This window comes from Aureispira anguillae, assembly GCF_026000115.1.
GTDB classification, from domain to species: Bacteria; Bacteroidota; Bacteroidia; order Chitinophagales; family Saprospiraceae; genus Aureispira; species Aureispira anguillae.
In genome coordinates this window covers 4,123,759-4,147,259 of the sequence record NZ_AP026867.1, presented here as the reverse complement: position 1 = coordinate 4,147,259, position 23,501 = coordinate 4,123,759, and the positions used below count along the sequence as shown (strand labels likewise).

The window sequence follows — 23,501 nt, the reverse complement described above, 5'->3', positions numbered from 1 at the left end:
TCCAACTATTTTTGAATTAAGGTGTAAGATAAGCCAATCGTGATGTGTTGGTTTTGTTTTTATTCCTGTTTAGGAATAATATTTAGGTTGGGGACATTTATGGGAGAGGATGCCGAAGTGTGGAGCAGCTGTTTATTAGAAGTAGCCTGCGGGTGATTGGAATCGTAATAAATGGCTTTAGAAAAATCTTTTTTTGCTTTTTTTCTATTGCCCAATTGAAGCCACAATACACCACGATTATTATAAACATCGGGATTGGTCTTATCCAATTTGATCGCTTTCTTGTAATCTAATAAAGCTGCATCCTTATTGCCCAAAGCAGCCTTAGTTAATGCTCTATAATGATAAGCATTTGCATATTTTTTGTTAAGTAGAATTGCTTGATTAAAATGAGAAATGGCTTCTTGATGGGCACTTTCTTTTGCCTTATGGACTCCAATATTAAAATGAGCGGTGGCATGTTTGGGGTTAAGTGTTAGTACCTTTTTATAATCCTCTATTGCTTCATCAAACTGTTTTAACTTCATTTTGGCAGCTCCACGATTGTTATACGCATCGGCATAACTTAAATTCCGTTCGATGGCTTGGGTATAATCTTCAATGGCTTCTTGATAGCGCCCTAAGGCTGCTTTGCAAACTCCTCGGTTATTATAGGCAGAAGCAGGGGTATATTTTAGTGCTTGGGTATAATGGCGTATTGCTTTTTCGTATTCTTTCTTTTGGGCATTTTTATAGGCCTTTTGAAAAGAAGTAATGGTGAAATTTTGATATAAAAAAAGCAGCACCTTTTTGAACATTATATAAGAAACGTTGATGAAGAATGATTTAAGAATAATTCTTCTAAAATCAAAAGTTGAACCATGCTATTGAGTTAAAGGATAAATTTGATTTTCTTAACATATTTGTTTTATCTGCAAGTTTTGCGCTTGAAAGGACTATTGGTAGTAGCCCTTTCAAGAAAATTTAAGTTATTTTTTTTTCTTCATCAGATAATGGAACATTGTAATTTCATTATCTATAATCGTATGCGTTTCGATCAAAATATAGCCATTGTTGTCCATAAAGTTTAGCGCATCAATGACGGAAGCAAAAATGACTTCGTGCCCTTCTTTATTTTTAATGACATTTCTCAGTTTAGGGTCTGCTAAACGATTGCTAAAGCGGGGAGCATTGTAATGTGTACCAAAATCAATATAAATATCACTTTCATCTTGATTAGAAACGACTCGAATATAGTTGGATTCGATTTTGTCAAGGGCTACATCATTCAAAGATTGAGCAGATATTGAGAAGGCAAACATTGATAAAAGGGTACTTAGTATTAGTCTTTTCATCGGTCAAATTTTAGTGAAGATTAAGTTTGATGCTAAAAAAGTTATGGATTAAAGGAATTAGGAACGCTTCTTTAATCGTATTCATATTTAATATTAGGCTTTGATTTTGGGAGAATGACAGTAGTAAATTAATAAAAATACGCTAATTATACTTATCCGCACATTAAAAAATTTATTTGTTGGATTATAATGGTGGGAGGACTGCTGAGTTTGCTAAGCATCAATAAGGCTAAATGCCTAGATATATGTTGGTCATTTTATGGCGCAATATATCGGCTGTTGGTTTTGATCAAATTGGCAGCTCAATTTTAAATTTCTAATCGATATATTGGGCACCAAAGATAAATAGGGAAGGAGGGCAGCAGTAATAACAAATCGCAGCTAACAAACTAGTTGTTAGCTGCGATTAATTTGGATTAAGCTAAAGTCTACTTCTTTTTCTTTTTATCCTTTTTTTTATCTTTCTTTTTACTGTCTTTTTTCTTAGCCACTTTTTTAGCGACTTTTTTCTTCATTTCTTTCTTTTTGCTGTCTTTCTTTTTGTTATCTTTTTTGTCTGCTTTTTTAGCTGATTTCTTATTTGCCTTAGCCATATTATATCTATAATTTAATGAGATTAAGTTAATCTATTACTTAGGACAGATGATTAAATATACTGTAGCAAAACTTTCTAACTATTTTTTAATCGAGTCTTTTAGCGATCTTCTTTTTCAAATTTTTGCCTTGATAGCGCTGCTATCAGGCTGTAATTTTCATCGAATCTCATCTAAAACGTTCTGTAAAAACCATCAATAACTTTTGTTACAGTGTTTAATGTGTTTCTCTGGGAATAAGTAATATTTCATGTATTGTAAAATAATCATTAAAGATATGTTGTTTTTGTTAATTCAATGTAAATTTAATGTTAATAAATGAATAAATATTGTATAAAATTAGAAGTGATGGTACTTCTAATAGGATTATTTGCGAGCTGCTTCAATGATTTTTTTTGCATTATCACCAACTACTTGCCAAGATAAACAGCGCAAGCTACCACCCATTTGGCAAACGGCACTCGCATCAACAGGAACAACGATTTTAGTAGTATTATCCTGAACTAGCTGCAAGGCTTGTTGATCCGTATCCGTTCCGAAGGTGGGCAAATAAAGATACTGTTGAGTTACCGTACTATTAATATGGATACCGCAAGAAGAACTAAAATTGGGATCCCAAATGGTCGTATCAACTTTTGTTGGGATCGTTATAAGCTTAATCCCAGGAAAAGATTGGAGTAGTTCTGCACGAATGTCACCTTCAAAATGTGGGTCATTATAGGCTGTTAGCGCAATCGTATTGTTGTCTATAAACATAACTTGACCATCAGCATGCGCTAAACCATTGGGATCGTCATTAGGGATAATTGCGATTTGATCTAGCCCTAAACTATTTTTTAGTACAGTTTTAGCAGCGGTATAAGTTAGGTTATTGTCTGTTAAAAAACGATCCGAAACAATTGCTTTTCCATTATAGTTATCAACAAAGTTGCCTCCATCTAAAATATAGGGAACCGTTGAAAATTGGAGCCCATAACGATGAGCAAAGGTATTAAATTTTGCTTGTACAAAATCGGCATCTACTTGACTACCTTGAGCAGCAGCAGCATACCTAAATTGCGTAGGTTGATAGGGCATTACAGTTGAACAATCTCGCAACCAGATATCTTCAAGCGTTTGTTCCAATAAGATGTCTTTAGGAAGATGTTGTTTTAGGTAGTTGATACTTGGGGCATCTCCTAAAACCACAATATTATCTTTCCCCATAACACTTTTGGCATATTGGATATCAAAGGCAATAATTGCATCATAAACATCGGCATAATACGAATTATGAATAGAAGGAACTGCGATGACTAATAACATTTTGGAGTCATCAATGGTATTGGTGTAGGGCGTTGTTGGCTTTTGACAACTGGCAATTGAAATTAAACTCAATAATAGGACTAAGGATAGGCTCATGATTTGCATACAAATAAGATTGGAATCGGTAAATAATTGATTAGGCTTCAAAGATATCGTATCCTTAGAGCTGAGAGGTAGTCCAAAATTGACAAGTTATGCCCTTATAAGAATTCATTGAATTTAAAAAGGAATATAAATATGCGTTTTAAAGGCTTCTTCTTGATCCGTATGATGTTGGTTGTAATAATAATGTTCAATAATTGGACCTGTCGAAAAATTGTAGTCGTTTTGCAACAACCAACCTCCAAAAATGACGGCATAGGTCTGTTCTATTGTGTCATAACTTCCTAGATGTAGGAAGCGCAAGTAGTTTTTGCCTCCTATTGTTTTTGTAGGACTATTGGCGCTGTCTTGTTGGGAGTTGTAGGCCAAGCAAGCATCATATCGACAGATATTGGGGGAGGTAATGTCAATATCGTCAAAGACTAAACCATATTCATCGGTTGTATTCAAGTTTTTGTTCTGCTCCCAAAGCATTTCCCATTCTTTTTCCAATTGAGCATTGTTATAAGCACCTTGGTAGCTCCGAAAAACTACATGAATAGCAGGCAGTGTAACTTTAAGTGTATTGAGTTGTTGAATAGCGGCGCTTGGGAATTCAATGGTTTGCTTCAGTTGGGTAAGCGTTGCCATCAATTTTGGGCGCTGTTGACTAGGGGCAATACCATATTGATTTTTGAATGCTTTTCGGAAAGCTTGCAAATCAGCATATCCTACTTCAATAGCGATATCTGTGAGGCTCTTGCTTGAATAATGCATCAATTTAGCAGCATTTTCTAAGCGCAGCCTTTTTTGATATGCTCCAATCGTTTCGCCCCAAATAGCTTTAAAAATTCGCTGCAAGTTGCGATAAGAATAAAAAGAAATTTTCTCTAACTCTTGAGGTAAAATAGCTCTGTTGTAATGGTCTTGAATATAATCCAAAACAGGAACTAAGCGAAAAAAATAAGGCGATTGACTAAGCATGGAATCTTCTCTAAAAAGCAAAATGATTTACTAAACAGTGTCTTAAGTTATACTAGAAAGGGGAATTTATTCAACGATTAACGTCTTTGTGGAAATACCCCCCTTGGGGATAATTGGATACATAATAAACTCTTGAACAAAAGGGGATGAATTCGTATATGTGATCCCTATAAAAATAGGATGAGTTTTGTTGTGAATTTCATTTTGTGGTTTTAGAAAACTATAAATATTTGTATGGTGATGGTCCTAATAGAGGACGATTATTTTAAGGGTAGCCTGAGCACCAATTATATAAAATAAGCAAAATTTTGTGCAAATTTGTAGGAACTACTTTTTTTATGTCTTTTTTGCGTATCTTTTATTTTTTGATAAATCAGGTTTCAAATATTTAGTACTAAAAGAAATAAGGTTCTTTGACAACTCTATCACGCAGTAACTTGTGTGCTAATCGTAAAACGTAAGATAAAATGCTTCTATTTTGGGATATTAGAGCCTAGATCACGTTGTTTTTAACACAGCACCTAATTTCTAAAATCTAATACCAAAACGGCATAATTAAAGACGTTAATTAAAATTTTCACACGATTAGCTTTGTTATTCACTACGTTCATGAGCGCTGCGCTTTAGTTCGCTGCTAGGTTAGCTAGTGCGCTAGCGCTTATGAGCTCCCTGAGATCGGTTCGTTATCACTCGTGAGCTAGCAAGCTGGGTTCTGAGTGGTTACTACGTGATCCTATGGGTTGTCAAAGAGTGAGAAATAAAACCATAAATAGTTAATTTGTGTCGCAATGGAAAAAAAATTAGCCTTAAAGCAACAACTAGTTATGTTATTGGTAAGTATGCTTGTTTTGAGCGCATGCGGAGGTCGTAATGAAGACAATTTATCGAAAGAAGACCAGCAATTTATTCATCGTATCGTTCCATTAGAAAAAGGAGAAAGAATAGAGCTGTTCGAAACCAATGGTGGTCTTAAGGGATTTAAAACGGCTGGAAATTTTATTACCAATCAACGACTCGTTCATTACTGGATTGATGGCAGAAACGATGAAATTAATGCTATAGAATACGACCAAATAGATTCCTTAAGGGCAGTGGATAAAACGAAGGTATCAAGGGATGCATCTTATCTTCAAGTCTATGGTTCTAATCAAAATAATTTCAAGATTTATATAGATGCTGATAGTGCTCGAACTTGGGTGTTTTTTAATAAAGCAATGGAAAACTGGAAAGAGAAACGTTAAAATTTATGCTTAAACCTTATGAATACAACAAACAGTTTGCTTACGATTCAGGATGGGATAAATACGCCCTAAGTTATTCTAAATTGTTAAGACCTGATACGATTTATTCGCTTACTAAAGATTTAGCACATGATATTGTGAAACATTATATACCAGAAGGCAAAAACAAAAAAGTTCTAGACCTCAATTGTGGAACGGGGAATGATTTTCCCTTTTTTTTGTCAGAGGGCTATAAAATAGTGGGCACAGATGGATCGGGAGGCATGTTAAACAAAGCTTGTGAAAGTTATCAAAAAGCATATAAAAAAGGAAATATTAGGCTTTATCAATCAATGATGGAAGATTTAGGAAAAGCAACTTTTAAAGAAAATCAATTTGATTTAATTTATTCAATTACTGGTGGCTATTCTTATATTGACGATGATTCATTCTTAAAAGTCAATCAAATATTATCAAACTATTTAAAAAAGGGTGGGTATCTAATTACGGCCCATCTAACACCATTTTGTCTTGGAGAATTTCTTTATCGTATAAAAAGTAGACAATTTGGAGCAAGCTTACTAAGACTAAAAAAAACACTTACAGTACCTATAAAGGGAGAACGATATAGGATGTATTTAAGGTCGAATCGCAAATTGAAAAAATTGAGAACAAAGGAATTAGAGTTTTGTTCAGCGCATCCAATTTTGACAACAACAGCACCTTATCAGACTGGCTATGCACCCAATGTTAAAAAACTTAAAAGACGAAGAGAGGTTGAATTTGGAAGATTGTTTAAGCCTGTGTACAACACTATTGCAGATCAAATATTGATTGTTGAGCAAAAAAAATAAAGCATACAAAACAACATCAGTATGTCTTATTAGGGAAGCAAAATAGAGTATAAAAGTAAACTATTTTTTGTTAATTTAAATAATATGGACACCAATAACCCAAATACAGATAAAGATGGCAATAAACGATATAGTCTTTTTGTTTGGGTAGGAGGGGCATTGTTGATTATTGGACTTATTGGTTTACTTCTTTTTGGAGGCTTATTTTTATACTTAGTATTTAATTTTGAAAAAGTATAAAGCTGTCTGCTTTAGAAAAGAATCTAGAAAGCGACAAAAGTTGGATATTTGTTAATCAAGAGCATTTGTAAGGGCTGTCATTTATTCTATTTCTATATGAGCATGTAAAGTATCTTCCAAAAAATGGTGTATGGCAAATGTTTGCTCAGCGGCAAGTTTTTGCCCTATTTGGCTAACAAGATAGAATAAAATGCCTACTACTGTCAAGATAGGAATTCCCCAAGAAAAAGAATCAAGAATGCCTAGGCTATATTGGCAGCCTTCGTATATCCCTAAAAATAAAATAGACAGCACAACAAAACCATACATAAAAGCAAAGAAAGTCCAGACATTGGGGTTGGGACCATAGAGTCCCCTTATTAATGTATTCCCTTTTGGAAGTTTTTCAAAAACAACATGCAACTCTGGTGACCAATAGTGTTTTTCCTTTCCTTCTATACTAACAATAAAATGATTTTGGACAGCTTTAGAGGTGAACCTTTGGTGATGAGAATTGATTTTTTGAATCATTTCTTTCTTAATATCTTCGGGCGTAGATTGAGTGGTAAACCTAAAACGAGGTCGAATTCTAAAACTTGTCATAATATCAATTTGATTGTGTTTGCTGAATAAAACTTATATGATATTTTTAGTTATTTAAAAGTGTTTTATTGGCTTAAAAATCAATAGTATAAGAGGTGTTTTGCCTCTTTAGATTAGGGTTTTATCTATCTATTCTTTTCAAAAGATACAATTTATTTATCAAAAATATATTATTTTGTTCCTCAATTTTTTCTGGCATTTAAATTTTGTGGAAAGGAGTGAAAAACGTAAAAATAAGCCAGTTGATCTATGTTTGCTAAATTTTAATTTATGAATCGATTCGTTTTTATAACCTTGTTTATACATTCATTTTTTCTTACATCCGCCCAAACAATTCAACAAAGGATCGATTGGGGACAAACAATTCGCAAAGATGGGATAATAGAATATTCAAAAACTACGCATCGTTATAATAGGCAAGGGCTAAAAATTGAAACGTACTATAAGTTAGATATAGGCGAGCAGGAAGGAGAAGAGTTTCTAAGAGCGAAGCTGTTTTATGACATTATAGGAAGAGTACAATTGGTAGAATACTATGAAGATACAGTGCATGATTTTGACGATAACCCTAGTTATACGACAATTTATCAGCACAATAAGAATTATACCCTTAAAAGAACATTTGGGCTAAATTTAGCAGAAACCAAAACGTATTATTACAAAGATTCCCACAAGCGAATTTCAGAAGTTAAGGAAATAAAAGAAGTTAGAAATTATCTTGACGAGGATCAGTCTGCCTATGCATCTGACTATAAAATTGCAAAATGGGTTTTGAAGAATTATAACCAAGCGGGATTACTCCTTGGAGAACGGTATAAAAAATCGGCAACAGAAGATATTTCTAAGACCATTTATACTTATGATTCGGAAACTAAGTTGCTTTTATCAAAAAAAAGCTATGCTCTAACAAAAACGAAGTCCTTAAATCAACCACTTTTACGGAATACGTTTATCTATCATTACGACAGCAAAAATAGACTCGTAAAAGTAGAGAATAGGGATAGCACCATCTCTTATTTATATAAAAACAACCTCCTTTGGATCAAAGAAAAAAAGACCCCTTGGATTACCCAAAAGGATATTTACAAAGATGGTGTTTTAGTGACTACAAAGTGGTATGATTTTTCATCTAAATACAACAGCTATTTAAAGAATGAAACAGGACTAATTAAAACAATCAATTACCATTTTGATTATTATAAACAGGAAGTAAAAACTAAACCATTTCCCCTTTTGTCTATAGAAAAAGCAATTCAAAAACAGTTAGCAGATTACAGCATACTTGATGTTGTAACAGGAGATTTGAACCTAGATGACAAAGAAGATGCGGTAGTTGTTTTAGAAAAAATATGTGATCCAAGTTTTGGGGACTATATGGATGATAACAGCTTTTGTAGGCTTACGGCTTTGTTGATACAAGAATCCCCCTTGGTTTATAGGGTTCAAGCAACCAATAAATTTCTATTTCAATGCAAGGACTGTAGTGGTCCAGTTGGAGATTCTTATGATGAAAATGAAAGTATATCCATTGATAAAGGCACGGTTCAATTTAGCAGTGCCTATGGTTCTAGTGATAGAGATTATACCGATGTAAGCTTTGAATATAACAAAAAAGGTAAAAATTGGTTCTTAGCAACAATTTCTAAATCGAGCAGCAGTTTAAACGAAGAGGGGGCGGGCAGAAGTGCGCACAAAAATTATAGTAACCATAAAATCCCATTTAAGGATTACAGAAGTGATCTACTTTGGAAATTATAACCGACAGAATAAACTTGATTTACTCAACCAAAAACTCCACCCGACGATTTTTTTGTTGCCCTTCCTTACTTTTGTTGGTAGCAATTGGTTCAGTTTCGCCAAGTCCCTTGAATTTAAGCCGCTTTTTTGAAATACCTTGCTCAATAAGAAAATCATAAACCGCCTTGGCTCTATTTAAAGAAAGAACTTGATTGGCATCTGCTGCTCCTACATCATCTGTATGACCATTGATAGAGAGTTTTATATTTGTATCTTTTATCAAAAGGCTAGACAATTCTAGTAAAGCGCCAAAAGCTCCTTTTTCAAGAATAGCTGTTCCACTTTTGAAGGTAATATTTTCTAAGATTAAGGCTTTGCCTGCTTCCAATTTTAGGGGCTTAATTTCTGATACATAAACTTCATCAATAGCTATATAACCATGTAAAACATGTTCTGATGCGGGTTCAAATTGACCAATACAAATGTGGGTATAATCTTTATCAGCCTGAAATGTCCCTGTTATTTTTTTCCAAACAAAGGGTTCTGTACGGGCGGTATCTGAATCGTTTATCTGCGGTTTTGCTGCCAAAAATTTAGTGGTTAAGAAATGTTGCCCTTGACAAAAAGCCATCCCAAAGTTAGCGTTAACATAAGAAGGGGTTACGGTATTTGCGCTCAGCCTATAAGCCAAGTGCATATACCAAAATTCAGCTTTGTAACTTCGTCCTTTCTTAATGGGTTCCTTAAGTTTAGCCATGACATATTCCGCATAGATTATTTTATCTTTGCTGATTTTTAATGCGGCCATATTATTACTGGACTTTCCATAAGGAACTCTTTGGTCAAAAATTGAAATTTGGAATTTTGGTGTAATGAGGTCGGGTGATGCGTGGCTTGGCGAAACCCAATAAGGAACAGCGACAGCAAACGACTTATTGGTAGAGGTGTATCCTGATGGATTAGAGCGGGTTTGCTCAAAACTGGGATTGGGAACCAAGTTATCTTGCTGCCCCCAACAAAAGGACATAGAAAGGATAAGAAGAATAATAATTAACATTCGTATTAGATTGATGTTTTTAAAAAGTACCCTTATACAATGCAACTTAAAGAAAAGGTTACAACCAAGAGTTCTTTTTTTACTACACTAATTACCATTCAACTAAAAAAGCATTATTTAGCATTCGATTTCAGACATGATTTTAGACATAAGAAGGATGATTTTCTGAACCTGTTTTTGTTCTGCTTGATCTTGCATTCTAAAGTTATCTCTAGAGTAACTAAGGAGATGATCAGCTCTTGAGTCCAGTATATGATCAGTCATTGGCAACGAATGTTTTTCTTGACGTTCCAGTAGGAGTATTCCGTCCATAGATGAACCAAAAACCTCCATTACTTCGGCTTTGATAGCAGGGGAGAAAAGGATTGAAGATTTATAGTTGGGGTGGATAAAAAGGTGAAAATTTTGATCAAAAACGGACTTTTTTTCCTTGCTCAGTTTTGAGAAAATCGATCCAAATAAATTGCTTCTTTTTCTTCCAAGCGAAAACTCAATATCGGTTGGATTTTCTAATGCTATTTTTATGGTGAGGCTGTTGAAGTAATGGAGTTCTATTTTTATATTAGACGCATCTAATTTTCCCCACATTTTGGGCTTAGGCATCTGCTTTAATAGGGAAGGTTTAGGAAGTTCATTAAAGTTAGTTTTTAAGTTTAACTGTTGAGAAAGGGAAAGCCATTCCTTCGTTAATTTATTAAAGATTTTATTTTGTTTTTGATAGTGATAAATCCTCCAAAATAATAGGAAGGAAACGGTGAATGCTAAGAATGTAAATAAGGTTTCCATGGGTTGAGATGATGGGTTAACTACTTTTTAATATTGAAACAGATATAAACATAATCAAGAGATTTTTTGCGCTAATTATGTTGTTGTATTATTCTTAAATCGGGGAATCCAACAAGGGATATTTTGTTGATAATGCTCATATTCTTCCCCAAATCGTTTTAGTAAATCTTTCTCTTCTATTGGTCGAACAACCAATTGCCAAAGAAGGGCTCCAACTAAAGCATAGATACAAATTGGCATGGAAGTGAAGATAATACCTACAGCAATTCCTTGACCTACTCCAGCAATTGCCATGGGGTTTCGAACGTATCGATAAGGGCCCGTTAAAACCAATTTTGTTGTCTGATCAATTGGGAGTGGAGTGCCTTTGCCATTTTTTACCATGATGTAGGCACTTGTAAGCCCCAAAATACTAAATAGAGCAAAAAGTAGGGAGCCTATAGCAAAATAAGGTTCTAGTAGGAAAGGGGTGTTGGGGGCAAAAGCTTGGAGCAGAAGCCATGGAAAGAAAAAGAGCGTAATAAACCAGATACAAATGATTTGAACAAGTGTTTTTAAACCATTCATAACAAAACTTTTTGACTGAGATTCTCGAAAAATGTTTTCTTGAAAAATTAGAAACAGATTATAAAATAGTCCCAAAATCATTAGCGTTGTTGGCAAGTATCCTCCATGAGTGAGTATAGTAGCATTAATGCAATAGAATGTGCCAAATGCAAACCCTCCAAGAATTACAAACTCTAATTCTCTTACATGCTTATAAGCTCGAACAATCGAAAGAAAGGTCACAACAAGTATATCAGGGGCAAAGAATGAATTAAAGGCATTGGAACCAATTCCAGGAAACTGAAATGCGTTGTAAAAGGTGGAATCCAATGATAAACCGATCCACCAAAGCATGATCAAACTGGCTTGTAATAGGTAAGCTGTTCCTTTCAATATTTAAGATTTAAATTTTATACAAATGCCTTACAATACAGGATATTATAAGGAATAAAAATAGGAAACTTTTAAATGAAAGATCAAAAAATAACAAATATAATTAGTGAAACAATAGGGATATACGTTTATCTTTTGAGTTGCGAATAACTTGAAGCAGCTCTCCTGAAATAAATTAGACTGTTTTGGATTGAAAGTTAATGAATAAAGGAACTATGTTTATCTTTATTATCAATAGCATTGATCCTGCGGAATAAGGAGTTATTCAAGGGAGATGTAAGACCGCACTAAAGCTTAGATTTTTTGCTCAAGATTATTTATCTTAGATGGGTATGATTCTGTGGTATAAGTATATAAAAGGGGCGTTCTCCATCCTAAAAAAGTATCCAATGAAAAAAAAGAAAATAGCATTTCATAGAGTAACAGCATTGATTTTAATAATCTCAACGATTGGAATACCCCCGTCTAATGGGCAAGTAGCGCAGCCATCCAAAATCGAAAACAATACACCTACAACCTTAAACCCAAGTATAACAACCGAAATCAAAGATCCACTTTTTTTTATGGAAGGACAATTATGCCAACATTTGCGTAAAATCTTTCAAGACAGTAAAGGTAATCTTTGGTTTGGAACCAATGTATACGATTTAATGCGCTATAATGGAGAGACCTTAAAATACATTACAAAAAAGGAAGGATTTAGTGGTGGAAGAGTAACTGGAATTATGGAGGATAAGGCAGGTAATCTTTGGTTTGCAACAGGGGGCGGATTAAATAAATATGATGGAAAATCATTTACTGTTTTTACAGAAGAACATGGATTGCCCAATAGCGAGATTTGGAGCTTATGGATAGACTCAGATGGAATGATTTGGATAGGGCATAATGAAGGGCTAAGTCGTTTTGATGGAAATGAGTTTAAAAACATTGCTGTCCCTAAACCAGCAGTAAAAGAAGCCAATGTCATCTATTCTCCTGACCGAATAACGGGAATCATTGAAGATAAGGAAGGAAATCTATGGTTGGGGACGGATGGGTTTGGTATTTGCCGATACAATGGCAAAACCTTTACACACTTTACAACAGAAAAGGGGCTTTGTGATAATACGATTTATGAATTAATGCTAGACCGTAAAGGAAATATATGGATCGGTACTTTTTTTGGGGGCGTATCAAAATATGACGGCAAAAAATTTACCAATTACACCAAGGACAAAATAGTAAATGGTGTTGAAGTGAGTGGCTTTTTTGAGGATAATAATGGTGATGTTTGGTTCGGTGTAGAAAATAATGGCGTTTATAGATATGATGGAAATTCTTTTAGCCATTATTATAAAAAAGAAGGATTGGATGCCTTAATTTTGAGTATTTATAGAGACAAGGAAAACCGATTTTGGTTTGGAGGATGGGGAGGGTTATTTCGTTATGATGAAGGCTCTTTTAGACCTGTGACAAAAGACGGACCTTGGGAATGAAAATCAAAATCGGAATAGGCAAAAAATAAAGAAAAACAAGCTACTATTTATAAGCATTTGTTGGTTCAAATGAAGGAATCATTTTTTTGAGTAAGAACATAAAAAAAAAAGCTATTTGATGATTTGCAATTCATTATTTTTACTAATTTAAATTCTAAATAGAATTACTAAGATGTATAAAGGCATAAAATAATGGGTTTAGAAAATGATTATGAAGAACAAGAGCAGGGGCAAGGGCATGTAAATCAGCAAACAGTAGAACAAAATAGCACCAATCAAGAGCAAGAATTGACGGATATTAGTCTAGAAACAGCAGAAGCAATCGAAATGCAAAATGCAGCAGATAATAGCCCTGATGCACTTGCTATGACAGAATGGATCGCAGGAGTCAATACAAGTGAAGAAGCAAATATGACCGCTATGCAGTCTAATGAGCTTACTGCTCAAACTAGCTTAAAGTCGCCTTTGTTTAAGCAGCATATGCGCTTAAGAACGTTGGCTATGTTGCCCAATGATCGCTTTGTTAAGGGATCTAGTGGCGCAGGTGTTTTTGCGATACAGCAGGCGTTGAAAAAACTATATCCTAGGGAAGATATTGGGCAGTATGGAGTTTATGGAAAAGAAACAATTGCATTGGTAAAGAAATTTCAAGGAGAAGAAGGACTTGGGACAGATGGAGATTTTGGACAACAAACGTTATTGGCTTTAGATCAATATAGTTTTCCTAGAATTGCAGTGACAGAAGAAGGGAGTAGTATAGAGCGGGTAGAAGGCTTTGATGTAAAAGAAGAAATCAATAGACCTGCAAAAATATCAGCTACAGCCAATGATTTGGCAATTGCAGAAGGTAGGCAAACACTAGAACATCAGGATAGGAGTGAAGATAAAGGAATTCATCATAATCAAGATGTCAGCGGGGTGCGTATTTATTCAGGACCTACTAAGAACTCTAAGTTGAAGTTTACCTTAAACTATGATACTGATGTAACACTTGTTGGAGAATATGCTTATGAATCGAGTTGGTCACTAATCCAAACGGCAGATGGTAAGGAAGGATGGATCAATTCAGATTATGTTACCCAAGGAATATCAGATAGAACTGCGGCTAATTTAGCCCAATCGGATCTGACAATGATTGGTAAAGAGCATGCTAATTTAGGTGATTTGGTACAAGATCGATATGGCAGCAGTTTTGTTCAGGAACAAGATGCCCGTTTGATTATTCAGGCCGTTGCTTTTATGAATGATGGACGAGCAGCGATTTATTACGAAGAGGAAGAACATAACTTATCTTGGTGGGAAAGGTTGTTGCTTAATTCTACCGAAGAGGAAGCTCGAAGCATCTATCAAAACATAGGGATTCGTTCAGGAATGAATATTATACTGCCTAATGAAGCCTTAATTTTGCAAATGAAAGAGGCGGGTGTTGTGAGCTCAGGATCGATTCGAGATAAGTTTGAAGGAGCCATAGACTTCCTAAAAATGTATGGAGGTTATAATGTAGGCTTATTAGAGGGCTTATGGGATGGCTTAGTTAATACCTTAAAAGCGGTTCCCGATTTGTTAAAAATGGTTTGGGATCTTGTGAAAGCTGCTTTTCAAGGCGAATTGTTTAGCAAGTTAGGTGAAATCTTATCTTCCATTTGGGAATTTATTAAAAACTTACCTCAAACCGCTGATAATTGGTGGGAAGAGTTTAAACAAAAATCTCCCTTTGAGCAAGGAAGAACCATAGGAAATGGCATTGGACAAATTGCTTTTGAGGTTATTTTAGCGGTCTTTACAGGAGGAGCAATTAATGCCCTAAAAGCAACGGGAGTTGGAGCTAAAATTGTAGCAGCTACAAGTAAAATTAATAATACAATTGGACGTTTTGGCGATGATTTAGCAGTGGTTTCGCAGCGTATGCTAAATGACGTAGGAGATGTGGTATTGCCTAAGCAAGTTGTTACGCCAGATGGTCAAGTATTGAATATTAAACGGAATGATTTGTTGGATCATGATGGTCCTCAGAACATGAGAATGGACGGAGATAGAGATGGTGGTGGACGAACACTCAATGAAGATAATATAGAAGTGGGACCTTTATTGTCAGCGGCCAAATCTAAATTAACAGAACGAATCAACAACGCTAAAGGCTTTACACTGCGACATACAGATGAAGAATTAAGTGCCATTATCGAACAAGGAAAAGCATTAAATCTTTCCAATACGGAGATTGATGATTTGCTCTTTATCAGTTGTCGAGACGCAAAACCTCTTTCTTCCAGCGAATTAATCCAACAGATGGACAATTGGGTAAATGTGGTGCAGAAAAGAGGTTATCCTTACAAATTTACTAGTTTAGAAGAATTTAAGCAGTTCTCGAATGATCTCAAGAAAGGCTTAAGCGATATAGGGGTTTCCAATGGCGATGTTCGAATCCAAGGTTCTTCTTTGAGAACGCCTAAGGCAGGAGATGTGGATTTGGTAGTCTTTATAAATAATTCGAATTTTAATGATTATTTAGTAAAAGCTTTTGATGGAAAGGTAAAAACAAAGTCAGGGGAAGCAATTAATTTGGCTAATATAAATGCGGATGAGCTTTTTGAACTAGCAAGAGATATAAGAAATAATACTTCAGGGTATAATTCAAAGGCTCGTACTTTTGCACATGCCTTATTAGAGAATAAGATCAGCTCGAAAACAACAAAACCCGAAATTATACTAGGATTACGAGATTTAAGGAAACAAATGGCAGAGAATTATCCTCACTTAAATGTAGAAGATATTTCTTTTATGACCAAAGGAGGAAATTTAGATTTAGAACCTAATATAAAATTATAGTAGAAATGGAAATGGTAAAGACATTAATATCAGGGACTTTTTTTGATACCAATTATGACCAATTGATAGCAATATTCAAAAAAGTATTAAAGAATGAAGAAAAGATACGTCTAAAACATAGAGTTGTTGGTGAAGAAATTAACTATGAAGATGATTTACATGAGATTTATATTTTTAGTTTGAATAACCATAAAAGTCCAAAAATAGACGATTATAATATCAATTCGGAATATAAAGATAATGTGAAGAATGCAACGATTTTTTTAGAAGAATTGGCTTCTGTTTTTCAGGCAGAAAACATAAAGTATGAATTTGAATACAATGAAGTAATTGGCGGTGTTGAAGGGGAAGAATATGAATTGCAGCATCCTGATTTATAATGAGGGTAAATTAGATGAAAATCTTTATCTCAATGCTAGATAGCTCTGAATGTAAAGACTCACTTGCTTATAAAAATAAGTCTGGTATTGCCTTGGATTGAATGCTAAAGGACAAAATTGGAAGCATAGATTAGACCTTTAGTAAGCCCTTAAATAAAAATGAATATATATTGCACGATATTAAATGTAACGTTAGAACAAATACAAGAGGTTATAAAAGAAACCTACCCTCAAAATGAATCTTCACTGATAGAGCAAGGAACGGTTTTTATCTCTGAAGGTGAACTTATAGACCTTTCTGCTGAACAAGCTCCTGTCTCTGAAGGAATTTATTTGAGTATGAATTATAATGGAGAAGAATTAAAATTTAAGGAATTTGTTGATCATTTAATCGCTAAATTGGAGGCAGAAGACTTAATCTATGATTTGGAATACGAATTAGAAAAAGATGGAAATTTTGAGTCGTTTAATCTTCGTCATGCTGATTATGCATAATTTTTTCGGCGAACAATAAAATACACTGTCCGTTAAGTGAGCTTTTTAGTCTTACTAACGGACAGTGGAATTAACTCAAAAAGTATGTTTTTGAGGAGGGGGCTTACTTCGTTTATATCTAAACGGTAAAACCTAACAAAAAATCTCTTTTTCAAAACACTACAATCTAAAAACTATGGCTGCAGGAGATTGGAAAGAAATGCTTTATGCAAGTCAAACAGGAGATCTTGAACTGCTAAAGTATCACATTCAAAGAGGGGTGAATCCCAATTATCAGCACCCTGAGTTGCTGACAACGCCACTTATTGAAAGTATAGAAAATAAGCATGTTGAAATCACAAAATTTCTTCTCGAAAATGGTGCAAACCCACACCTAAAAGCTGGTTTTAGTAATGATACCCCTCTAAAGGTTGCGCAATTACAGAAAAATGATGCAGCCATCAAATTATTAAAACCCTATTATAAATCCTTTTTCCAATCGCTTCTGTTTTGGAAAAAAGAAAAAAAACAATAAAATGCTTTTTTAGACCTGCTCTTTGGGATGCCATAGATAGGAGAAGTCTGCCTAAATGAACTGCTGTAGCGCTCACTTTTTGTCATTTATTCCCTCTAATTTGAGCACAAGTAATAATTTACTAAAATGAAAGTCTAGCAAATAAAAGCAAAAAATGGATAACTCCACCCCAGAAGGAGCAACTTGATCTATTCTAAATATTTAAAAGAGGTGTCCAATAAAATCAACAAAATAAATAGCTAGCCTAAACCATCCAATAGAAATGCAAGGAGTAGAAGACCAATCCACAAGCGAAGAAACCGTAGCTAGACAAGCTTCAGCAGTGCAAGTAGCTAGTTGCACCTTGAAGGAGTTGCTGAATTGCAAGCATCAAGAAATAAAAACCAAAACAGGAGCATTTTCAGGGCAACTATCTATTCCAGAATATCAGCGCCCTTATGTTTGGAAAGAAAAACAAATCAATCAATTGTTGAATGATTTGATTGACTATCACCAGCATAAAAAAGAGGATAAACCGATGTATTATTTGGGCAGTATTATCCTGCATCATGATGGCAAAGAACTCAAAATAATTGATGGACAACAACGCATTACAACCGCTTTGTTACTACAAAAAATCAAAGAGCCAACTTTTAAAAGCGGTATTGGTTATAGTGCAGCACTTAGCATTGAAAACATCAAATACAATTTATCCTACCTTAAGGCGGTTGTCAATAAAGATATATTTGAGTACCGTGATGTAGATGTGTTGAGTGCGATTGATTTTAATCAAATCAATGTAACCCTTATCATTACAGAAACCGAAGATTTGGCCTATACCTTTTTTGAAACACAAAATACAGGAGGGGTACGCTTAGGGGGAAGCGACATTTTAAAAGCCCATCATTTAAGAGCCATAGATCGTAAGAAAATTGTCAACTATCAAGCAAAACGTTGGGAATCTATCGATAGCGCAAATGTTGAAAAAATAGTGCAATTGTTAACCAAAATTCGTTGCTGGGACAATCGAAAATGGCGCTTATTTCCCTTTTATAAGCATAAACAAGAAATAAAAACGGTCATCATTGACGAATATACCCTGAATACTCTAAAAAACAAGGAAGATATTTCTTATTACTATAGTGCAGTGAAGAATGAAGGAGGGAGGTTATTGCAAATGCACGAAAGTAGTTATAAACAGCTCAAACAGCCTTTGTCTGATGGAAACAATACCCTGGATTATGTGAACGATTATATCCATTTATATGAAATACTGTTTGGGAAATTGACCGATCATCGAATCGACGATGCTTTTTATGAATTTAGAGACAAGGTACTACATGGGCAGAATGGCACTTTATTTTTAAAAGAGCTTTTTGAGATTGCTATTATTGCTTATATCAGTCGATTTGGTTTTTATCGGTTATATGAAGCAACATTGTGGTTGTATAGAGCGATTTATTCCTTACGAGTATCAAAGGGGCGTAATGTTAGAGAGGATAGCGTTTTTAAATTTGTCTATGAAAATCAATTTGTCGATAATATTTTAGAGGTATTTACCCCTGATGAATTGTTCTTATTCCTCAAGAAGTTTTCCTACTCCTTTAATACCGACTATATAGACCAAGAGAAAAAGACAGCCAAGGTTAGGCATATTGATACCTTAAGGACCTATTTTGCGGATCATATTGCCCAAAGTGAAGCGTACAAAACAACGCCTAAAAATTTTGATAAACATTTGATTACTGCCATTGCCCAAAAGATAAAAGAATATGCACACCAATCCTAAAGCCTTTGATACTACGATTGTTAGTTTAGAAACAGTAGAAGCGTATTATTTTTATATTCCTACCTATCAACGCCCTTATGTATGGGGCGAAGAACAATTAAAGAAACTACTGGATAATTTTCACCTTTCGTTTAAAAATAATCCAGATTCCATTTATTACATCAGTACTTTTTTAACTAGAGAAGAAGGTGATCAAGCTGAATTAATTGATGGGCAGCAGCGATTTACATCACTTTGGTTAATTTCACTTGTGTTGAGTCGTCTTTGTCCTGAATCTAAAATTTCTTCTTTTTTGAAGAAAGATGACAAGCTTCGTTTGGGCTTTGAAATTCGGGAAGAAATACGAACCTTTTTAGAGGACTTATTGAGTCAAGCAACAGCCGATCATAATTTTAAAGATGAAAGCTATATAGAGGAACATCCCTATTTAAGAAATATAGCAAAAGCACTAGTTTTTATTCAAAACTACATCAAACAAAAGATTTCCAACAATGAACTAAAAGGCTTTGGCGACTATATCTTTCAAAAGGTACAGCTTATAAAAAATACAACGCCCAAGCATACCGATTTAAATAAGTTATTTTCCACAATCAACAGTGCAGGGGTACAACTCGAACAAACCGATATCGTAAAAGCCAATCTTCTTAAACTTATTGATGAGAAAGTGCAATTTGGAAAAATATGGGAAGCATGCGAAAATATGCACAATTTTTTTGAGCGCAATGCAAGACGTTCTTTTCCTGCTTCTGTAACCCAATGGGAGGCAATTGATTTTGAGCAGTTAGTCCCTTTTGATAAAAATATTTTTCGATATAAATCGGAAGCAAACAATCAGGAATCAGTAAGCAATCAAAGTGCGTTTTTGATAGACGACTTAGAAATAGAACAAATTCCAAGTTATACAAATTTTGATAAAAATAACCAAGAAGAAGAAGCTCGGACATCAAAAGAAATCTATTGTAGATCAATCATCAATTTTGGGCAATTGTTATTGCACACCTACAGAATCCATCTAAAGAGAGAACAGTTGAATGATTTTGAAGGTACTTTTCATGTTTCTCGCCTAATTGAAATTTTTAAGGGGATGATCGATAGAAATAATGCCGAGGAGATTAAACGCTTTTTTTATCTACTATGGGAAATACGCTATTTGTTTGATAAATATATTATTAAATGGATTTCAGATACGGATACTAAAACAGAAACCTTGGAACTTGTTAATTTTAATCGTAATACAGACGGTTATTATAGTAGGACGAAATATGAGAAATCTAGTAGCTTAATGCTTCAAAGTGTTTTGTACTTTACAGGAGATTACTTGCGACAATATTGGTTAACAACCTATTTGGGGTATCTATTGGATCATCACAACGATTTAAAGGCTAATGCCGAAGAACATTTAAGCTTTTTGGAAAAAATTGACAATGTTTTTTCTTTGAACAATAGCTCAACAGACAAAGAAATATCTTGGTTATTGTTGGATAATCAGCCCATTGCTCAAGATATAAATATCGAGACCTACCTAAATGGGCAGCACAGCACTCGTTTTAAACATTATTGGTTTTTTAAATTAGAATACATTCTCTGGAAAAACTGGTCTTTTGAAAAAAATGAATCGTTTAAAAATTACAAAATCACTTCTAGAAATTCGGTAGAGCATATCTATCCACAAAATGATAATCACCAAAAGAATACACTAGAAGATGAATATTTACATGCTTTTGGTAATTTAGTCTTGTTGAGTGTTTCTCAAAACTCTGAGTATAGCAATAAACCAGTTGGTGTTAAACGCTCTATGTTTAAGGCAAAAAGAGAAACTTACGATACCTTAAAATCATATTATATCTTTAATTCCTATGGCGATACTTGGAATGTAGCAACAATTAAAAAGCATCAAGAGGAGATGATTGCGATTATTTTGGATCATTACAAATATTGACCCCCGAATGTACCGAATAGGGGGGAGGTAGACGTTTTTCCAAACAGAAAAAAATATCAGCTATCGATTTTTTAAGAATAATATATGTTGTCTACAGGACAATTATAAAACTTTAGGCATTAGAACAAAGGCAATACTCCAAAATAGGATACTCCAAATTATTAATCCTAAGGAATACGGTAATGTCCAATGCAAAAGAATAATAAGTTGAGGATGTGTATTAATTGTTATTAAGTAGCTTACATAAGTCCATGAAAGAAACGATAATAAACAGATTATTCCAATCGAAGAAATAATGAATAATCCTCCAATAACTAACTTTCCTTTTATATCTATATCCTCAAAAAAAGTTCCTACAATTAACGCTCCTAAAAATAGACTTAAAAAACAGAGCATTCCTCCCCCTATATATTGGATTATGAACAAAAAAGTTGTTAATACCCCAAAATCGACATTTCTACTATCCTCAAGATATTTATAAAGCTCGTTAGTATCATGAAATCCTACAAGTATATGCATGCTAAAGATGATTGCTAACCCTAATTGAATAAATTGACGATTATCGTCATTAAAAAACTCATTTAATGATATTTTTTTTGATTTATTATCATCAAGTATTGGACTAGTCATAATCATTCTTTTTTGCATGAAAAGCTCCAAAAAACGCTCACCATCTGCTCTTTATCAAGTAGGGTAATTGTAAAAAAGAAGCTTAAATATCCACTTTTTATAAATATTGCTATTCCTCTAAAAATTCAAGTTGAAATATCTAAGTAAGTTTAGGAGGAAACAAATTATTTTTTTTGCAATCTTTTCCTGTGGTAGCTTTTGTGTGATAGCTTTGTTGTGAGAAAGAACTATTTTTGTTGATATTTGATTCTTAAATAGAAACTAAAGATAAGGGTTTATCTTGGTTTAGATTGAATTTTATAATAAAATGATTTAATATAGAAAATCACTTGTTTATTGGACATATCATTTCTATTATGAGAAAGATTTTTTTTGGTAAAAAGAGAAAATAACCTCCCCAAACCTCTTTCCTATGATTGCGTATATTTATTAGTTGTCTAGAATTAGCACTAAACCGAACCTATTTGATAGACCTACTGTTACTCTTTTAAAAAAAGGGAAAATGAAATTCAAAAACAAAAATAAAACGCTACTCATACTTGATTTAGACGAAACATTAATTCATGGAAGGGAAAAACCACTTGAAAAAAAAGAAGACTTTAAGGTTTTTCATTTTTTCATCTATAAAAGGCCTTTTCTAAAAGAATTTCTAAATTCAGTAAAAGAAAATTTCTTAGTTGCTGTTTGGTCTTCTGGTTCTGATGATTATGTAGATGAAATTGTAAAGCATATTTTCCCTAAAAATTACCCTTTAGAGTTTGTTTGGGGAAGAAGTAGATGTGTTTATAGAAGTAAAAGATATAATGAAGATTTTGGTAGACATACTGAAGATTATTCTAATCCATATTTTTATGTAAAACCAATAAAAAAACTCAAAAAACATGGGTTTTATAAAAACAGAGTTTTACTTGTAGATGATTCACCTGAAAAATGTATTGATAACTATGGAAATGCTATTTATCCAAAAGAATATTTAGGCGAAAATGAAGATAATGAACTATTGTTTCTTCTAGAGTACTTAAGTAAACTAAAAAACATAGAAAACGTTCGTGAAATAGAGAAAAGAGGATGGAAATCGGGAATAAAAATTAATAAGAACTCTAGATAACAATTAGCAATCAAAATTAAGTGGGGTTGTGGAATACCACTAATTTTATCGTATTGTTGCAGTGAACGCCCCAAGTACAGTTGGTAAAATAGTCCCTGTATAATTTTAATAAATTAGAGCACTTGATTTCCCTCTTTTAGAAACAGTATTGCGCAGGTCTAGCATGAGACTGTCCATTAAACGGTGTCGATTAGATATAAGTAAAAAAGCTTAAATTTATACAAGGAAGGACTATAGTTTATGAATTAATGTGCACGATAATTTTTAACAGCATTTTTGTTATAACGTACACAGATATTAATCCATATCGCTCTTGCCAATCTTGCAATCAAAGGCAGTATAAAAATGCCTCCAAAAATCACTAAAACAAGACTTTGGTTAACGGTAAATTCTAACAAAAAGATCGCTAATACCATCCCTGTCAACATATATCCTGAGCTGAGTGCATAACCAATATACATGGCTCCGATATAAAATCCTGGTTCTATTTCAAAAGATTGACCACATTCGGTACATTCTTCGTGCATATTGTAAATTCCCTCTACAATGGAAGATTTATACAAATCTCCTTCGTGGCAATGAGGACATTTAAATTTAGAGATACTATATAATTTTGATCCTTTTTTTAACATAACTATTCTATCGTTTAAGGTT

Annotated in this window: 23 protein-coding genes; 12 read left to right on the top strand and 11 right to left on the bottom strand. The window is 33.8% G+C overall.

Annotated features, from left to right (window positions below):
- Positions 1–59 precede the first annotated feature (59 nt).
- The 5 genes from AsAng_RS16320 to AsAng_RS16300 form a co-directional block, all read right to left on the bottom strand.
- Positions 60–785 (bottom strand): tetratricopeptide repeat protein, encoded by a 726-nt coding sequence (locus AsAng_RS16320; protein WP_264788172.1) that lies wholly within the window; start codon positions 783–785, stop codon positions 60–62.
- Between the two features lie 183 nt (positions 786–968).
- Positions 969–1,334 carry a hypothetical protein gene (locus tag AsAng_RS16315; protein ID WP_264788171.1) on the bottom strand — a complete coding sequence of 122 codons (366 nt, stop codon included), beginning with the start codon at positions 1,332–1,334 and terminating at the stop codon, positions 969–971.
- A 428-nt stretch (positions 1,335–1,762) separates the two neighbouring features.
- Entirely contained in the window at positions 1,763–1,927 is a 165-nt protein-coding gene (locus tag AsAng_RS16310; RefSeq protein WP_264788170.1) for a hypothetical protein, read from the bottom strand.
- A gap of 366 nt (positions 1,928–2,293) precedes the next feature.
- Positions 2,294–3,328, bottom strand: a complete 1,035-nt coding sequence (locus AsAng_RS16305) for an agmatine deiminase family protein (RefSeq protein ID WP_264788169.1) — start codon at positions 3,326–3,328, stop codon at positions 2,294–2,296.
- A gap of 123 nt (positions 3,329–3,451) precedes the next feature.
- Complete coding sequence (locus AsAng_RS16300) at positions 3,452–4,297, bottom strand: AraC family transcriptional regulator (protein ID WP_264788168.1); 846 nt, start codon at positions 4,295–4,297, stop codon at positions 3,452–3,454.
- 788 nt (positions 4,298–5,085) lie between these two features.
- Between AsAng_RS16300 and AsAng_RS16295 the strand changes: the two genes are divergently transcribed.
- From AsAng_RS16295 to AsAng_RS16285, 3 genes are all read left to right on the top strand, one after another.
- Entirely contained in the window at positions 5,086–5,538 is a 453-nt protein-coding gene (locus tag AsAng_RS16295) for a putative periplasmic lipoprotein (protein ID WP_264788167.1), read from the top strand.
- A gap of 5 nt (positions 5,539–5,543) precedes the next feature.
- Positions 5,544–6,371 carry a class I SAM-dependent DNA methyltransferase gene (locus AsAng_RS16290; RefSeq protein WP_264788166.1) on the top strand — a complete coding sequence of 276 codons (828 nt, stop codon included), beginning with the start codon at positions 5,544–5,546 and terminating at the stop codon, positions 6,369–6,371.
- Positions 6,372–6,455: 84 nt separating this feature from the next.
- Positions 6,456–6,611 carry a hypothetical protein gene (locus AsAng_RS16285; RefSeq protein ID WP_264788165.1) on the top strand — a complete coding sequence of 52 codons (156 nt, stop codon included), beginning with the start codon at positions 6,456–6,458 and terminating at the stop codon, positions 6,609–6,611.
- Positions 6,612–6,692: 81 nt separating this feature from the next.
- Here the strand turns inward: AsAng_RS16285 and AsAng_RS16280 are convergent, their stop codons facing one another.
- Positions 6,693–7,193 carry a hypothetical protein gene (locus AsAng_RS16280; protein WP_264788164.1) on the bottom strand — a complete coding sequence of 167 codons (501 nt, stop codon included), beginning with the start codon at positions 7,191–7,193 and terminating at the stop codon, positions 6,693–6,695.
- Between the two features lie 270 nt (positions 7,194–7,463).
- Between AsAng_RS16280 and AsAng_RS16275 the strand changes: the two genes are divergently transcribed.
- Complete coding sequence (locus tag AsAng_RS16275; protein WP_264788163.1) at positions 7,464–8,951, top strand: hypothetical protein; 1,488 nt, start codon at positions 7,464–7,466, stop codon at positions 8,949–8,951.
- Between the two features lie 19 nt (positions 8,952–8,970).
- Here the strand turns inward: AsAng_RS16275 and AsAng_RS16270 are convergent, their stop codons facing one another.
- The 3 genes from AsAng_RS16270 to AsAng_RS16260 all read right to left on the bottom strand — a co-directional run bounded on the left by AsAng_RS16270 (position 8,971) and on the right by AsAng_RS16260 (position 11,712).
- The gene (locus tag AsAng_RS16270; protein WP_264788162.1) at positions 8,971–9,987 is read right to left on the bottom strand and encodes an OmpA family protein; all 1,017 of its coding nucleotides are present in this window, start codon (positions 9,985–9,987) and stop codon (positions 8,971–8,973) included.
- Positions 9,988–10,104: 117 nt separating this feature from the next.
- Positions 10,105–10,773, bottom strand: a complete 669-nt coding sequence (locus AsAng_RS16265; RefSeq protein WP_264788161.1) for a hypothetical protein — start codon at positions 10,771–10,773, stop codon at positions 10,105–10,107.
- 75 nt (positions 10,774–10,848) lie between these two features.
- A complete protein-coding gene (locus AsAng_RS16260) occupies positions 10,849–11,712 on the bottom strand; it encodes a methyltransferase family protein (protein ID WP_264788160.1) in 864 nt (287 codons plus the stop codon).
- A 389-nt stretch (positions 11,713–12,101) separates the two neighbouring features.
- On the opposite strand from AsAng_RS16260, the gene AsAng_RS16255 reads away from it, so the two are divergent.
- The 7 genes from AsAng_RS16255 to AsAng_RS16225 all read left to right on the top strand — a co-directional run bounded on the left by AsAng_RS16255 (position 12,102) and on the right by AsAng_RS16225 (position 21,109).
- Complete coding sequence (locus AsAng_RS16255) at positions 12,102–13,187, top strand: ligand-binding sensor domain-containing protein (RefSeq protein ID WP_264788159.1); 1,086 nt, start codon at positions 12,102–12,104, stop codon at positions 13,185–13,187.
- 192 nt (positions 13,188–13,379) lie between these two features.
- Positions 13,380–16,013, top strand: coding sequence for an SH3 domain-containing protein (locus AsAng_RS16250; RefSeq protein ID WP_264788158.1), 2,634 nt, complete (start codon positions 13,380–13,382; stop codon positions 16,011–16,013).
- Positions 16,014–16,018: 5 nt separating this feature from the next.
- Complete coding sequence (locus tag AsAng_RS16245) at positions 16,019–16,393, top strand: hypothetical protein (RefSeq protein WP_264788157.1); 375 nt, start codon at positions 16,019–16,021, stop codon at positions 16,391–16,393.
- 159 nt (positions 16,394–16,552) lie between these two features.
- Positions 16,553–16,888, top strand: a complete 336-nt coding sequence (locus tag AsAng_RS16240) for a hypothetical protein (RefSeq protein ID WP_264788156.1) — start codon at positions 16,553–16,555, stop codon at positions 16,886–16,888.
- A 175-nt stretch (positions 16,889–17,063) separates the two neighbouring features.
- Positions 17,064–17,402, top strand: a complete 339-nt coding sequence (locus AsAng_RS16235) for an ankyrin repeat domain-containing protein (protein ID WP_264788155.1) — start codon at positions 17,064–17,066, stop codon at positions 17,400–17,402.
- A gap of 262 nt (positions 17,403–17,664) precedes the next feature.
- Positions 17,665–19,170: a DUF262 domain-containing protein gene (locus AsAng_RS16230; RefSeq protein WP_264788154.1), complete on the top strand. Its 1,506-nt coding sequence runs from the start codon at positions 17,665–17,667 to the stop codon at positions 19,168–19,170.
- The gene (locus AsAng_RS16225) at positions 19,154–21,109 is read left to right on the top strand and encodes a DUF262 domain-containing protein (protein WP_264788153.1); all 1,956 of its coding nucleotides are present in this window, start codon (positions 19,154–19,156) and stop codon (positions 21,107–21,109) included. The genes AsAng_RS16230 and AsAng_RS16225 overlap by 17 nt, the downstream gene beginning before the upstream one ends.
- 102 nt (positions 21,110–21,211) lie before the next feature.
- On the opposite strand, the gene AsAng_RS16220 is transcribed toward AsAng_RS16225, so the two are convergent.
- Positions 21,212–21,739 carry a hypothetical protein gene (locus tag AsAng_RS16220; RefSeq protein WP_264788152.1) on the bottom strand — a complete coding sequence of 176 codons (528 nt, stop codon included), beginning with the start codon at positions 21,737–21,739 and terminating at the stop codon, positions 21,212–21,214.
- A gap of 502 nt (positions 21,740–22,241) precedes the next feature.
- On the opposite strand from AsAng_RS16220, the gene AsAng_RS16215 reads away from it, so the two are divergent.
- Positions 22,242–22,847 (top strand): HAD family hydrolase, encoded by a 606-nt coding sequence (locus AsAng_RS16215; RefSeq protein WP_264788151.1) that lies wholly within the window; start codon positions 22,242–22,244, stop codon positions 22,845–22,847.
- Between the two features lie 245 nt (positions 22,848–23,092).
- Here AsAng_RS16215 and AsAng_RS16210 read toward each other — a convergent pair whose 3' ends face one another.
- Positions 23,093–23,479, bottom strand: a complete 387-nt coding sequence (locus tag AsAng_RS16210; protein WP_264788150.1) for a DUF983 domain-containing protein — start codon at positions 23,477–23,479, stop codon at positions 23,093–23,095.
- Positions 23,480–23,501 lie beyond the last annotated feature (22 nt).

Bases quoted from the DNA above. Each gene is read 5' to 3' on its own strand.
- AsAng_RS16235 (WP_264788155.1), top strand. From the start codon at position 17,064: ATGGCTGCAGGAGATTGGAAAGAAATGCTTTATGCAAGTCAAACAGGA.
- AsAng_RS16285 (WP_264788165.1), top strand. From the start codon at position 6,456: ATGGACACCAATAACCCAAATACAGATAAAGATGGCAATAAACGATAT.
- AsAng_RS16225 (WP_264788153.1), top strand. From the start codon at position 19,154: ATGCACACCAATCCTAAAGCCTTTGATACTACGATTGTTAGTTTAGAA.
- AsAng_RS16270 (WP_264788162.1), bottom strand. From the start codon at position 9,987: ATGTTAATTATTATTCTTCTTATCCTTTCTATGTCCTTTTGTTGGGGG.
- AsAng_RS16255 (WP_264788159.1), top strand. From the start codon at position 12,102: ATGAAAAAAAAGAAAATAGCATTTCATAGAGTAACAGCATTGATTTTA.
- AsAng_RS16295 (WP_264788167.1), top strand. From the start codon at position 5,086: ATGGAAAAAAAATTAGCCTTAAAGCAACAACTAGTTATGTTATTGGTA.
- AsAng_RS16290 (WP_264788166.1), top strand. From the start codon at position 5,544: ATGCTTAAACCTTATGAATACAACAAACAGTTTGCTTACGATTCAGGA.
- AsAng_RS16210 (WP_264788150.1), bottom strand. From the start codon at position 23,479: ATGTTAAAAAAAGGATCAAAATTATATAGTATCTCTAAATTTAAATGT.
- AsAng_RS16305 (WP_264788169.1), bottom strand. From the start codon at position 3,328: ATGAGCCTATCCTTAGTCCTATTATTGAGTTTAATTTCAATTGCCAGT.
- AsAng_RS16300 (WP_264788168.1), bottom strand. From the start codon at position 4,297: ATGCTTAGTCAATCGCCTTATTTTTTTCGCTTAGTTCCTGTTTTGGAT.
- AsAng_RS16275 (WP_264788163.1), top strand. From the start codon at position 7,464: ATGAATCGATTCGTTTTTATAACCTTGTTTATACATTCATTTTTTCTT.
- AsAng_RS16265 (WP_264788161.1), bottom strand. From the start codon at position 10,773: ATGGAAACCTTATTTACATTCTTAGCATTCACCGTTTCCTTCCTATTA.
- AsAng_RS16280 (WP_264788164.1), bottom strand. From the start codon at position 7,193: ATGACAAGTTTTAGAATTCGACCTCGTTTTAGGTTTACCACTCAATCT.
- AsAng_RS16245 (WP_264788157.1), top strand. From the start codon at position 16,019: ATGGAAATGGTAAAGACATTAATATCAGGGACTTTTTTTGATACCAAT.
- AsAng_RS16215 (WP_264788151.1), top strand. From the start codon at position 22,242: ATGAAATTCAAAAACAAAAATAAAACGCTACTCATACTTGATTTAGAC.
- AsAng_RS16315 (WP_264788171.1), bottom strand. From the start codon at position 1,334: ATGAAAAGACTAATACTAAGTACCCTTTTATCAATGTTTGCCTTCTCA.
- AsAng_RS16250 (WP_264788158.1), top strand. From the start codon at position 13,380: ATGGGTTTAGAAAATGATTATGAAGAACAAGAGCAGGGGCAAGGGCAT.
- AsAng_RS16220 (WP_264788152.1), bottom strand. From the start codon at position 21,739: ATGACTAGTCCAATACTTGATGATAATAAATCAAAAAAAATATCATTA.
- AsAng_RS16310 (WP_264788170.1), bottom strand. From the start codon at position 1,927: ATGGCTAAGGCAAATAAGAAATCAGCTAAAAAAGCAGACAAAAAAGAT.
- AsAng_RS16240 (WP_264788156.1), top strand. From the start codon at position 16,553: ATGAATATATATTGCACGATATTAAATGTAACGTTAGAACAAATACAA.
- AsAng_RS16230 (WP_264788154.1), top strand. From the start codon at position 17,665: ATGCAAGGAGTAGAAGACCAATCCACAAGCGAAGAAACCGTAGCTAGA.